The sequence below is a fragment of the Ramlibacter sp. PS3R-8 genome (assembly GCF_037572435.1).
In the GTDB taxonomy this organism is placed as follows: domain Bacteria; phylum Pseudomonadota; class Gammaproteobacteria; order Burkholderiales; family Burkholderiaceae_C; genus Ramlibacter.
Genome location: NZ_JBBHGT010000002.1, coordinates 586,559 through 598,819, shown reverse-complemented (window position 1 = coordinate 598,819; position 12,261 = coordinate 586,559). Strand labels below are relative to the sequence as shown.

Below are 12,261 nucleotides of genomic sequence, written 5' to 3'. Positions count from 1 at the left end.
CGACGTTATAGTAAGCCTCGGCAGGCCCGATCCCATAGCCGCTTCGGTCGGGTCGAACGTGGTACTGCCGAACCCAAGGGACGACCATGCACTTGCGAGACAAGTTCGGCAGGCCCTTGCGCCTGGCCGTCATCGGAGGCGGACCCGACTCGTGGATCGGCCGCATGCACCGCGGCGCAGCCGAGATGGATGGGTGGTTCCGCGTAACGGCCGGCGTGGTGTCGAGCGATCCGCAACGCTCGCGCGCGAGCGGCCTCGCAATCGGCCTGGATCCGGCGCGCAGCTACGGCAGCGTGCCGGACATGCTGGCCGGGGAAAGCGCCCGCGACGATGGCGTCGACGCGGTGACCATCATGACGCCCAACGACACGCACTACGGGTTTGCGGCCGCGGCGCTGGAAGCCGGGCTGGACGTGGTCTGCGACAAGCCGGTGGCGCATGACCATGCGCAAGCGAGCGACCTGGTGCGGCGGACGCGAGCCCGGGGCAGGCTGTTCGCGGTGGCGCACGGTTACTCGGCTTATCCCATGACCCGCTACGCCCGGCACCTGGTGCGCGACGGCGCCATCGGGACGGTGCGGCTGGTGCAGGTGGAGTACATCCAGTCGGGTCTCGCCACGCGGGTGGAGGACGGTCCGCAGTCGAGCCGCCTGCGCTGGATCTTCGATCCTGCGCGCAGCGGGCAGGCGCTGGTGATGAGCGCGATCGGCTGCCATGCGCAGCATCTCGCGAGCTTCGTGGCCTGCGCGAACGTGGCCCGGGTGATGGCCGACGTCGGCACGCTGCGGCCGGGCCGCAAGGTGATCGACCATGTCTCCGCGCTGCTCGAATTCGAAGGTGGCGCGCGCGGCAGCTTCACCGTGACCCAGGCTGCGGCCGGTGCCGAGAATGACATCCGCCTGCGCGTCTACGGCGAGACCGGGATGATCGACTGGTCGCACCGCGAAGCCGGCTACCTGAAGCTGGCCATGCAGGGGGAGCCCGTCCGCACCATCGGCCGCGGCGACCCCGGCCTCCCCGCGGAAATCCTCGCGCTGGGCCGCACGCCGCGCGGGCATCCGGAAGGCCTGCGCGAAGCCTTCGCCAACATTTACGCCGAGATGGCCCAGGAGCGGATGGCCCGCGAACTCGGCGAACCGGTGCCCGCGTTTCCTTATCCGCGCGTCGAGGACGGCGCGCACACGATGGCGTTCATCGAAGCCTGCATCGCGTCGCAGGAGAAGGGCGGATGGGCGCAGGTGGAACGATGAGCCACATCCCGTGTTGCGGCCGGGATGGGGCCGTGCGGCACACTCTCACCTTCCATCAGCCATCGGAGACATCGATTTGAACGCCCCCCTCAACGTCGCAGTCATAGGCCTCGGCTGGTGGGGCCGCACCCTCGTCGGCGAGCTCAAGAAGACGGCCAGGCTTCGCGTCGTGCGGGTTGCCGACGTCAGCCCCGCGGGTGAAGCTTTCGCCAGGGAACAGGGCCTGGCGTTCGCACCGGGACTCGAGCAGGTGCTGGCCGACCCGGCAGTGCAGGCCGTCGTGCTCTGCACCCCCCACACCCAGCACACCGACCAGATCGTTGCCGCAGCAGGCGCCGGCAAGCACGTGTTTTGCGAGAAGCCGCTGTCGATGACGCGCCGCGACGTGCTGCGTGCCGTGGCGGCGGTGGAGCAGGCCGGCGTCGCGCTGGCCGTGGGCCACGAGAAGCGTTTCGAGCCGCCGGTGCTGGAAGTGATGCGCCTGCTGAAAAGCGGCGCGCTCGGCACGCCGCTGCAGGTGGAAGCCAACTTCAGCCAGGACAAGTTCCTGGCGCTCGCCCCGGACAACTGGCGCCTGTCGGGTGCGGAGGCTCCTGCCGGTCCCATGACGGCCACCGGCATCCACCTGCTGGACCTGTCCGTCGGGGTGTTCGGCGAGGCCGACACCGTGCATGCCAGCGTCAAGCAATTGGGCAGCCCGCTCACCAACGGCGACACGCTGGCCGCGCTGGTCACCTTCAAGCGCGGCGGCCATGCGCTGATCAGCGCCATCCTCGCCACCCCGTTTGCCGGCCGCTTTGCCGTGTACGGCTCGCAAGGCTGGGCGGAGGTGCGCGACAAGACGCACCCGGAAGCGCCGGAAGGCTGGACGCTGACCACCTGCCTGCGCGGCCAGCGCGCGGTCTCGGTGGAGATGCCGCCGGCGCCCGCGGTGCTGCACAACCTGGAAGCGTTCGCCGATGCGGCGCTGGGCCGCGCGCCCTATCCGGTGCCGCGCGAGCAGATGATCGCCAACGTGAGCGCCCTGGAGGCGATCTTCAAGTCGGCGAAATCGGGGACGATCGAAAAGGTGGAGGGCTGAGCCCACGCAAAGGGGTTACGGCCCCGGACGCTCGCCCGATGCGAAGCTGAAGGCGCCGGCGCGCGCCAGCCGCGCGAACTCCGCTTCCACCAGTTCCTGCACCAGCGACAGGGCCGCGCTCGGGCGCCGGTCCAGCCGCGTCGCCAGCATCAACTGCCGCTGCATCTGCACCCCCGAGATCTCCGACATCATGACGGACCGGGCCTGGGTAGCGTCCTTGAAGACGGACACCGGCATGATCGTCGCCCACCGACCCCGCAGCACCAGTTCGCGGATGGAATCGACGGAGTCGATTTCCGAATGCACGTTCAGCTCCTTGCCGACCGACAGCAACTGCCGTTCGACGATGCCGCGGTGCAGGCTTGTCATCAGCAAGGGGATGCGGGCCAGCTGGTTCAGCATCACGACCGGCGGCACGCGCATGCTCACGTGCGAGATCAGGGCGAAAGGCTCCGCCACGAGGGGCTGCAACGAGAGCGTTCGGCCTGGCTCGGGATTGGTCACCACCGCCATGTCCACCTGCCCGCGTTCGACCAGGTCCAGCAAGGTGGGCGTGAAGGCTTCGCGCGTGCGCAGCGTCACCCCTTCCAGGAGCGCCGCGCAGTTCTCGAACAGGCCCGGCAGCAGCAGGCGCGCCAGCGTCGGCGACGCGCCCAGCACCACGGTGGCCTTGTCCACGCGCTGGTTGCGGGCCAGCTTCTGCTGCAGCCGCGCGGCCTCGCCCAGCATGCGCTGCGCCGACTCGTAGACCGACAGGCCCGCCTGCGTCAGGCGCACGCCGCGCGGCAGCCGCTGCAGCAGCTGCGCCCCGAGCTCGGACTCGAGCTCGCGCATCTGCCGCGTCAGCGCGGGTTGCGCAATCGATATGGCAGAGGCCGCGGCCGTCAGGCTGCCGGCATCCGCCACCGCGACGAAATATCGGAGGGTGCGCAGGTGCATCTCGAACTCCGGGAGAACCCTTAAGCGATGCCGACATGATATGGCAGTGCGCGAAACCGGCATTGGACGGGATCGCGCCGGGGTCCTACCCTTCCGCTGCTCGGCGGCTCGCTCCGCGCGGGACCACAACAAGGAGACCAGTTTGACCTGCACGCGCCGTACGGCGATCGCGGCCCTCGCCGCCGGTGCCTGCCTTCCCGCCTTGGGGCAGGGCGGCTGGCCCAACAAGCCGGTGCGCATGATCATTCCGCTGGCCGTGGGCAGCGCCGTCGACAACGCCGCGCGGGTGGTCACCCAGAAAATGGGCGAGAACCTGGGCCAGAGCTTCGTGCTGGAAAACATTGCCGGCTCTGCGGGCCTGATCGGCGCGGAGCGGGTGGCGCGTGCCGCACCCGACGGCTACACGCTTGGCGGCTTCAACGACAGCGTGCTCACCATGGTGCCCAACATGCAGGCGCGCATGCCGTGGAATGCGCTGACCGACTTCGATCCGGTGTCGCTGGTCGGCACCATCGAGTGGGGGCTGGTCGTCAGGTCCGACTCGCCCTTGCGCACACTCGGCGACTTCCTCGCGGCCGCCAAGGCCTCGCCCGGCAAGCTGACTTACGGCTCGGGCGGCAATGGCAGCCCGCAGCACATCGGCATGGCCCTGGTGGCAGGCCGCGCCGGACTCGACATGCTGCACGTGCCGTACAAGGGCGCCACGCCGGCAGCAGTGGCCGTCGCCGCCGGCGAGGTGGATGCCTCGTTGCAGGGACTCGGCACCGTGGTCTCCCTGGTGCAGGCGGGCAAGCTGCGGCTGCTGGCCGTCTCCGCGCCGGCGCGGCTGGCCCAGTTCCCCGGCGTCCCCACGTTCGGCGAGTCCGGCATGCCGGGCTTCACCTTCAACTCCTGGTTCGCCATCGTTGCGCCCGCCGGCACGCCGCGCGAGATCATCACGCGCCTGAACGTCGAAATCGCCAAGGTGCTGGCCGATCCGGCCACGCGCGACAAGCTGGTGGCGCTGGGCGTCACGCCGCGCGGGCTGCCCGCCGCCGAATTCGGCCAGGCGCTGCGCACGCAATACGAGCTGTACCGCAACCTGATCCAGGAACGCGGCATCAAGGCCGACTGAGCTCCACCCCATGAACGCACCCCTCGTTGCGCACGACGCGCTGCGCCGCTTCATCGAAGAGGCTTTCGTCAGCGCCGGCCTGCCCGCTGCCGACGCCGCGCAGGTGGCGGCCCTGATGGCGGAGGCCGATCTGCAGGGCAGCGATGGCCATGGCGTGATCCGCCTGCCGCAGTACATGAAGCGGCTGCGCGCCGGCGGCATCAACAAGCATCCCGACATCCGCGTCGTCCAGGAACGCGCGGCGATGGCCGTCGTGGACGGCGACAACGGCATGGGCCACCTGGTGGTCACGCGGGCCGTGGACATCGCCATCGAGAAGGCGCGCAGCGCCGGGGTGGCCTGGGTCAGCACGCGCTACAGCAACCACGCGGGTCCGGCGTCCTTGTACGCGCGCCGTCCGCTGCAGCACGACATGCTCGGCTTGTATTTCGCGGTGGGCAATGCCAACCACCTGCCGCCGTGGGGCGGCATGGAGATGCTGCTGTCCACCAATCCCATCTCCGCCGGGGTGCCGGCCGGCGAGGAGCCTCCCGTGGTGTTGGACATGGCGACCACGGTGGCCGCGTACGGCAAGGTCAAGGCGCTGGCCAAGCGCGGAGAGCAGATGCCGCCGGGCTGGATGATCGACCGCAACGGGCAGCCGCTGCTCGACCCCCAGCGGGCGGCCGAAGGCTTCCTCGTGCCCATCGGCGGCCACAAGGGCTACGGGCTGGCCCTCATCGTCGGCCTGCTGGCAGGCACGCTGGGTGGCGCGGCGATGGGTCGCGAGGTCATCGACTTCAACGCCGATCACGTGTCCGTCACCAACACGGGGCAGGCCATCCTGGTGATCGACCTGGCCGCCTTCGGGGACCCTGCGCAGTTCAAGGCGGCCGTCGACACGCTGGTGCGCGACATCCGCACCAGCGAGCGGTTGCCCGGCGTGGAACGCATCTGGTTGCCGGGCGAGCAAAGCCATGAGAAGCGCCAGCGCCATGCGCGCGAGGGCATCGCCCTCATGCCGGTGCTGCTGGATGAACTGAACACCCTGGCGGTGGACCTCGGCATCGCGCCGCTTCGAATCGGGACAGGCGCATGATCGCGGGCATCCACACCGGACCTGGAGCAAACTGACATGGGACTGCGCTTCCTGGAGCACCTGCTGATCCTCACCGACGACCCCGAGGGTACGCGCGACTGGTTCGTCAAGAACCTCGGGTTCCGCGAGGGCTTCCACCCCGACTTCGGCTTCCCGGTGTACTGGCTGTACATCGGCGAGCAGGATGTCCTCCACATCGGCAAGGCGCGGCACTCGCAGCACCAGGACACCTACCTGAAGACGCCCACGGACAAGGAGGGCGTGGACTATTCCGCCGCCGGGGCCATGGGGTCCGGCCGCATCGACCACCTGTGCCTCAACTGCGATGGGATCGAGGAGTTCATCGATCGCCTCACGCGCAACGGCGTGGAGTTCAGCGAACGCAAGGCGCACAACTCCAACCTGTACCAGCTGTTCATGCGCGAGCCCATCAACGGCATCAAGGTGGAGCTGAACTTCGCATGGGAAGAGGCCGAGCGCATCGGCCGCGTGCCGGCGTGGACGGACGCCGGCGCCAACCAGAAAACCGCAACGTCATGAACCAGGCCACGAACAAGCAATGAAAATCAAGGCAGTCCGCATCCACGCCACCGGCGGCCCCGAAGTCCTGAAGATCGAGGAGCTCGATCTGCCAGAGCCCGGACTCGGCGAGGTCCGCATCCGCCACACCGCCATCGGCCTGAACTTCCAGGATATCTACACCCGCGGCGGCCGCTACCCGACGCCCCTGCCCACCGGGCTGGGGACCGAGGCGGCCGGCATCGTCGAGGCGCTCGGAGAGGGCGTCGCCGGGTTTCGCGTCGGTGACCGGGTGTGTTACGCCAGCGGCCCCGTGCTCGGGGCCTGCGCCACGCACCGCAACTACCCCGCGGCACGGCTGCTGGCCGCGCCCGCGCACCTGGACGACGAGACGCTCGCCGCCTCGCTGCTCAAGGGGATGACGGTCGAATACCTGCTGCAGCGGTGCTGCCCGGTGCAGCGCGGCCAGTTCGTGCTGATGCACGCTGCTGCCGGTGGCGTCGGCCTGCTCGCCGGCCAATGGGGCCGCCACCTCGGCGCGAAGATGATCGGGGTGGCCGCCGGGCCGGAGAAGGTCAAGCTCGCCCTGGCCAACGGCTACGAATACTGCATCGACCGCAAGAGCGAGGACATCGCGGAGCGCGTCAAGCACATCACCAAGGGGGCCGGTGTGCCGGTCGTCTTCGACTCCGTCGGCAAGGACAGCTTCGAGGCCTCCCTGCACAGCCTGGCGCCGCGCGGCTATTTCGTCAGCTTCGGCACCACCACCGGCGCGCCGCCGCCCGTGGAAGCGGCCACGCTGCAGAAGATGGGATCCCTGTACTTCACGCGGCCGACGCTGGTGACCTACACCGCCTCCTCGGAAGACCTGCGCAATTCGGCCGCCGCCGTGTTCCAGATGTTCAAGGAAGGCGCGCTGAAGGTCAGCGTCAACCAGCGCTACGCCATGGCCGACATTGCCAGGGCGCACGCCGACCTCGAAAGCGGCCGCACCACCGGCTCCAGCGTCATCCTTCCCTGATCCCCGACAGAACCATTCCAGGAGACACACCATGTTCCAGCCTCTCAAGGTCGCGTTCGTCATCGGCGCGCTCGCCGCCGCAGGAATCGGCACCGCGCATGCCGAGGACATCCGGCTGCGGATAGCCTCGGGCCACCCGGCGGCCAACACCTACGTGAACCTGATGCAGACCTTCTTCGTGCCGGAGGTGACCAAGCGCGTCGCCGCCCGCACGTCGCACAAGGTCGAATTCGTCGAGGCGTATGGCGGTGCGATGGTCAAGACCGCCGACACGCTGGAGGGCGTGCAGTCCGGCATCGTCGACATCGGCGGCTACTGCTTCTGCTTCGAGCCGTCGAACCTGCCGCTGCACGCATTCCAGGTGATGCTGCCCTTCGGCACGATGAGCCCGGAGAAAAGCGTCAAGCTGGCGCGCAGCGTGTACGACAAGGTGCCGTACATGTCCAAGGTCTTCGAGGACAAGTTCAACCAGACGCTGCTCGCGCTGGCGGCGGACAACGGCTACAACCTGGGCACCACCTTCGAGTGGAACACCGTCGGCGAGCTCAAGGGCAAGAAGCTGGCCGGCGCGGGGCTGAACCTGAAGTGGCTCGAATACGCGGGCGCGGTACCGGTGCAGTCCTCGCTGCCCGATGCGTACACGTCGATGCAGACCGGCGTGTACTCGGGCTGGATCATGTTCCCCTCGGGATGGGTCAACTTCAAGCTGCATGAAGTGGCGCGGCACTACACCGAGGTGGGTTTCGGCGCGATCACGTGGCACGGCCTGACGATCAACAAGGCGCGTTTCGCCCGCCTGCCGCGCGATGTGCAGGCGATCCTGGTCGAAGTGGGCCGCGAATACGAAGCCAAGACCGGCACCGTCAACGAAGAGAACTACGGCAAGCAGCTCGCGCAGCTCAAGACCCTGGGCGTCACGGTCAAGAGCGTGCCGGACTCGGTGCGGCTGGAATGGGCCAACTCGCTGGCGGCGTGGCCGCAGGTGCAGGCGACGGACCTGGACAAGCAGGGACTGCCCGCCACGCAGGTGCTGAAGCTCACGCTGGAAGAGGCAGAGAAACTGGGCCACAAGTGGCCCGTGCGCTACGGCGTCAAGTAAGCGCCGCACGATGCAGCACCTGCGTGCCCTGAACGATCGCGTCACGCGCGCCTTGCTGGTGCTGGCGGCGGTGCTCGCATTCCTGCTTTGCTTCCTGGTGGTGGCCGACGTGCTCGGCCGGGTGATCTTCAACAGCCCGGTCAAGGGCACGGTGGAAATCGTGTCCCTGTCGATCGTCGTCATCTGCTACCTGCAGGCGGGCTTCGCCATCCGCAGCGGCGGCATGCTCAACGTCGACATGTTCGTCGGCAAGGCCAGCCCGCGGGTGCAGAGCGTGTTCGCGGCGGTCGCCGCGCTGGCCGGGCTGGTGTTCTTCGCGATCATCTGCTGGGGCAGCGTCGACGGGGCCGCGCACGCGTGGAGCTCCAACGAATTCGAGGGCGAGGGCGCGTTGCGCGTGCCCGTCTGGCCGGCGCGGTTCATCGTGGTCCTCGGCACCGCGCTGGCCGCCTTCAGCTACCTGCTGCTGCTGGTGCAGCACTGCGCCAGCGCGGCACGGGGCGTCGGCCCCGGCGTGGCCGGCGCCTCCCACTAAAAGGACGGCATGTACAACGTTGCCGACATGCTGATCCTGGTCGGCGTCCTGCTCACGCTGGTGTTCAGCGGCGTCCACATCGCGGTGTCGCTGGGCCTGGCGAGCCTGCTGGGGCTGTACATGGTCACCGGCGACCTGCAGGCGATGACGTCCTTCGCGTCGAACACGGCCTACGAGGCGTTGCGGGACTACGTCTTCGCGGTCATCCCGCTGTTCCTGCTGATGGGCGAATTCCTCTCCAAATGCGGCGCGGCGAGCGACCTGTTCGCGCTGGTGAACCGGACCACGCGGCGCATTCCCGGCCGCCTGGGCGTGGCGACGGTGCTGGCCAACGCGGTGTTCGCCTTCATCACCGGCGTGTCCATCGCCGCGGCCGCCGCCTTCTCCAAGATCGCCTATCCGGAGATGCGGCGCCACGGCTACGAGCGCAAGTTCGCGCTCGGCTGCATCGCGGGCAGCGCCTGCCTGGGCATGCTGATCCCGCCGTCGGTGCTGATGATCGTGTGGGGCGTGCTCACCGAGCTGGCGATCGGCAAGCTGTTCATCGCCGGCATCATCCCGGGCTTCCTGGTGGTCGGCCTGTACACGATGTACATCCTGTGGGTGGCGAAGACGCAGCCGCACCGCGTGGGCGAGGGGCCCAACCTGCCGGAACCGCAGCGCCTGGCGCGCGCCGGGATCGACGCGATGCCGGTGCAGGACCTGCGCACCATCCTGTGGAGCACGGTGGGCATCCTGGCCCTGGTGGTGATCGTGCTGGGCGGCATCTGGTTCGGCTTCTTCACGCCGACCGAGGGCGCCGGCGTCGGTGCCACGCTGGCCCTGCTGCTGGCCATGGCGCGCGGCATGAAGCCCAGGGAGATGATGGAGGCGATCGTCTCCGTCGGCCGCACCTCTGCGCCCTTGCTGCTGCTGCTGGTGGCGGCGCAGCTGTACTCGCGGGTGCTGTCCATGACCGGTGTCACGGGCATGGCCAAGGAGTTCTTCGTCAATTCCGGCCTGTCACCTTATGCCGTGCTGGTGCTGATGGTGCTGATCTGGTTCGCGCTCGGCGCCATCATCGACTCGATCTCGATCATCCTGCTGACGGTGCCGGTGTTCGCGCCGGTGGCGATGGCGCTGGGCTTCGACCCCATCGCTTTCGCCATCATCGGGATCCTGGCGATCGAAACCGGATTGCTGACGCCGCCCTTCGGCATCCTGGTCTTCACGGTGAAGGCGGCGGTGCCCGACGAGCCCGACCTGAAGAACGGCGAGATCTTCCGCGGCTCGGTGCCGTACTGGATGGCCTTGCTGGTCGCCATCCTGGGCATCGTGATCTTCCCCCAACTGGCCACGTGGCTGCCCAACCTGGGCAACGTGGTGCCTGTCAAATGAGGTGACCATGGCTGCCTACTGGATTTCGCGCTGCGTCGTGAACGACCCCGTGCAATACAAGAAGTACACGGACCTCGTGCCGGCGATCATCGACGCGCACGGCGGGCGCATCCTGGCCCGCGGCGGGCCTTACCGGATCATGGAAGGCCCGCAGACCTTCCATCGCTTCGTCGTCATCGAATTTCCGTCGCTCGCAGCCGGGGTGGCCTGCTTCGAGTCACCGGAATACGTGCATGCGGCGGGCTTCCGGCGCGGCGAAGCGGGCATCGTGGAGAACGTCATCGTCGAGGGCGTCTCCACGCCCTGAGCCTTATTTGGCCGCCGTGATGGCCACGGCCAAGGAGCGGGTGTGGACCACCTCGACCTGGTCCCCGACCTTGATCAGCTTGAGCTGATTGGGATCCTTCACCGGCAGAACCACCGTCTCATAGGGACCCTTCAGGGTGATGGTCTTCTTCTTGGTGTTGACCTGGGTGACGTCCGCCATGATCACATCCTTCTCCGAAGCGACCCCGGCAGGACGCTGCCCGGCGGCGGCGGTGCTCTTGGCGTCACGACCGCTCTGCTCCAGGCTGCGGGTCCCGGTGGAATTCTTCTTCAGCGTCAGGGAAAGGGTCTCTTCGAAGCGCACGTTCAGGTTGTCGCCCACCTTGACCTTGTCCAGGTTGCGGACCTCGGAGCTGACCTGCAGCGGAACGACCTTGCCTTGGGGGCCCTTGATGCTGATGTGCCCCTTGGAGGCATCGACCTCGGTCACGGTGCCGGTGGCCGCTTCCGTCCGGGTGACGGTGAATTGTCCGGGTGACGTCTTGACGACCGGGTCCGTGCTTTGTGCCAGTGCCGCTGCCGACATCAGCGACATCAGTGCGGCGGCGACGACCAGGGGTTTGAGTTTCATATCTGACCTTTGACGAGGGTGATGGATGACGGATGCGTGGGAGGGAGCTGTCAGAACGAGAACGCCACGCCGAGCTGCGGCCCGCTGAAGCTGACGTCCTGCAATGTCTTGCCGGACTTCATCTCGTACGCAAGGTGGCGATAGAGCAGGGAGAGCTCACCCCATGAAAAGCTGTAGGCGACACCGGCGGCAGCCTGCCATGTGAGCTTGGAAGACCCCGTCCCCACGTCGAGGTACAGCGGAACGGACCAGCGGCCGTCGCCGAGCACATAGCGGCCTTTGACGCCCACGATGCCATCCCACAAGGTTTCGCTGTGGCCCAGGCTTCCCGCGCGCGAGGCGGGTGGCAGGCCCCCGAGGCTGCCGGTAATGGCGTAGTTCAGGGAGGTCTCCAGGTGGGCCATCCGTGCACCCGCCAGAACGTCCAGCTGGAGGGCAGGGGCCGACACCACCCGGTACTGGCCCGCGACCGTCCAGATCGTTCCTTTCAGGTCCCAGTCCAGGTTGGCCGTGGTGCCGGCGGGAAGGGCCCCCCCGATCGTGAAGTCACGCGAGCCCTGTTTTTCGTCGCCGAGGTTCAGGTACATGAAGTCGGTGAAGACACCCCACCGGCCATTGTGGGCGTCCAGGCTGCCCATGAACGCGGCCTTGAAGTCGTCGCTGGTATTAACCTCGATGGAACTGCCGCCGGTCGGATACCTGCTCGTCCCCTCGAAGGTCGGCAGAAAGCCGTAGACCGAGGCACGGTAACGCCAGGGGCCGGCGGCAAGGTCGGATTGCGCCGCGGACAGGGCCGGCTGCAGGCCGGCCAGTGCAACGGCCGCAACGGCGAGGGCTCGGAAGGCAGGCGTGGATTTCATGGGGATCATTTGACGGTGTAGCCCTTGCCTTCGAGACACGCGGCACGGGCCTTGGCAAAGCCGGCCTGTTGCTGCTGCGTGCCGGCGCTTTGCTGTGCCTGCGCGGACTGCGCAGCGGCCGCGTTCTGCCGGCGGCTCTGGGAGCGTGCGGCAACCGCACCGGCGGCCGCTCCGGCGCCTGCTTCGCCGCCCACGACCTCACCGACCACCGCCCCCCTGAGCGCGCCACGCGCACCGGCGCCGGGCGTCGAACCGGTCGCCGTGGTCGCCGGCTGCGCGGGAGCCGGCGGGGGAGGCTTGGCGGGATCGAAGCCGGTCTGCTGGATGGCCCATTTGTGGCAGGCCGCCTCATCGCTCTTCTGCTTTTCCGGGGTCTGGCCCTTGGCCGGATAGACGAACTGCTGGGCCGCCACTGGCCCGGCCAGCATGGCTGACACGGCAATGACACAAATGGCTGGTACGTTCATTGGGCTTTCCCTTGCGACTGCAT

General features: G+C 68.1%; 14 protein-coding genes. 10 read left to right on the top strand and 4 right to left on the bottom strand.

What is annotated here, in order from left to right:
- The first annotated feature begins 86 nt into the window (after nt 1–86).
- On the top strand, nt 87–1,250 hold the full coding sequence (locus tag WG902_RS10760) for a Gfo/Idh/MocA family protein (RefSeq protein ID WP_340060054.1): 1,164 nt from the start codon (nt 87–89) through the stop codon (nt 1,248–1,250).
- A 76-nt stretch (nt 1,251–1,326) separates the two neighbouring features.
- On the top strand, nt 1,327–2,331 hold the full coding sequence (locus tag WG902_RS10755) for a Gfo/Idh/MocA family protein (RefSeq protein WP_340060053.1): 1,005 nt from the start codon (nt 1,327–1,329) through the stop codon (nt 2,329–2,331).
- Nucleotides 2,332–2,346: 15 nt separating this feature from the next.
- On the opposite strand, the gene WG902_RS10750 is transcribed toward WG902_RS10755, so the two are convergent.
- Complete coding sequence (locus WG902_RS10750) at nt 2,347–3,270, bottom strand: LysR family transcriptional regulator (RefSeq protein WP_340060052.1); 924 nt, start codon at nt 3,268–3,270, stop codon at nt 2,347–2,349.
- A gap of 142 nt (nt 3,271–3,412) precedes the next feature.
- Here WG902_RS10750 and WG902_RS10745 point away from each other — a divergent pair, with 142 nt between their 5' ends.
- The 8 genes from WG902_RS10745 to WG902_RS10710 are packed head-to-tail and all read left to right on the top strand — an operon-like array spanning nt 3,413 to nt 10,320.
- A complete protein-coding gene (locus WG902_RS10745) occupies nt 3,413–4,384 on the top strand; it encodes a Bug family tripartite tricarboxylate transporter substrate binding protein (RefSeq protein ID WP_340060051.1) in 972 nt (323 codons plus the stop codon).
- Between the two features lie 10 nt (nt 4,385–4,394).
- Entirely contained in the window at nt 4,395–5,462 is a 1,068-nt protein-coding gene (locus tag WG902_RS10740; protein WP_340060050.1) for an Ldh family oxidoreductase, read from the top strand.
- 36 nt (nt 5,463–5,498) lie between these two features.
- Nucleotides 5,499–6,002, top strand: a complete 504-nt coding sequence (locus WG902_RS10735; RefSeq protein ID WP_340060049.1) for a VOC family protein — start codon at nt 5,499–5,501, stop codon at nt 6,000–6,002.
- Nucleotides 6,003–6,021: 19 nt separating this feature from the next.
- The gene (locus tag WG902_RS10730) at nt 6,022–7,002 is read left to right on the top strand and encodes a quinone oxidoreductase family protein (protein WP_340060048.1); all 981 of its coding nucleotides are present in this window, start codon (nt 6,022–6,024) and stop codon (nt 7,000–7,002) included.
- A gap of 31 nt (nt 7,003–7,033) precedes the next feature.
- A complete protein-coding gene (locus tag WG902_RS10725) occupies nt 7,034–8,101 on the top strand; it encodes a C4-dicarboxylate TRAP transporter substrate-binding protein (protein WP_340060047.1) in 1,068 nt (355 codons plus the stop codon).
- A gap of 10 nt (nt 8,102–8,111) precedes the next feature.
- Nucleotides 8,112–8,636, top strand: coding sequence for a TRAP transporter small permease (locus WG902_RS10720; protein ID WP_340060046.1), 525 nt, complete (start codon nt 8,112–8,114; stop codon nt 8,634–8,636).
- 9 nt (nt 8,637–8,645) lie between these two features.
- Nucleotides 8,646–10,013 carry a TRAP transporter large permease gene (locus WG902_RS10715; RefSeq protein ID WP_340060045.1) on the top strand — a complete coding sequence of 456 codons (1,368 nt, stop codon included), beginning with the start codon at nt 8,646–8,648 and terminating at the stop codon, nt 10,011–10,013.
- Nucleotides 10,014–10,020: 7 nt separating this feature from the next.
- Nucleotides 10,021–10,320, top strand: a complete 300-nt coding sequence (locus WG902_RS10710; protein ID WP_340060044.1) for a DUF1330 domain-containing protein — start codon at nt 10,021–10,023, stop codon at nt 10,318–10,320.
- Between the two features lie 3 nt (nt 10,321–10,323).
- Here the strand turns inward: WG902_RS10710 and WG902_RS10705 are convergent, their stop codons facing one another.
- The 3 genes from WG902_RS10705 to WG902_RS10695 are packed head-to-tail and all read right to left on the bottom strand — an operon-like array spanning nt 10,324 to nt 12,238.
- Entirely contained in the window at nt 10,324–10,911 is a 588-nt protein-coding gene (locus WG902_RS10705) for a hypothetical protein (protein ID WP_340060043.1), read from the bottom strand.
- A 50-nt stretch (nt 10,912–10,961) separates the two neighbouring features.
- The gene (locus WG902_RS10700; protein WP_340060042.1) at nt 10,962–11,771 is read right to left on the bottom strand and encodes a hypothetical protein; all 810 of its coding nucleotides are present in this window, start codon (nt 11,769–11,771) and stop codon (nt 10,962–10,964) included.
- A gap of 5 nt (nt 11,772–11,776) precedes the next feature.
- The gene (locus WG902_RS10695; protein ID WP_340060041.1) at nt 11,777–12,238 is read right to left on the bottom strand and encodes a hypothetical protein; all 462 of its coding nucleotides are present in this window, start codon (nt 12,236–12,238) and stop codon (nt 11,777–11,779) included.
- Nucleotides 12,239–12,261: the final 23 nt, after the last annotated feature.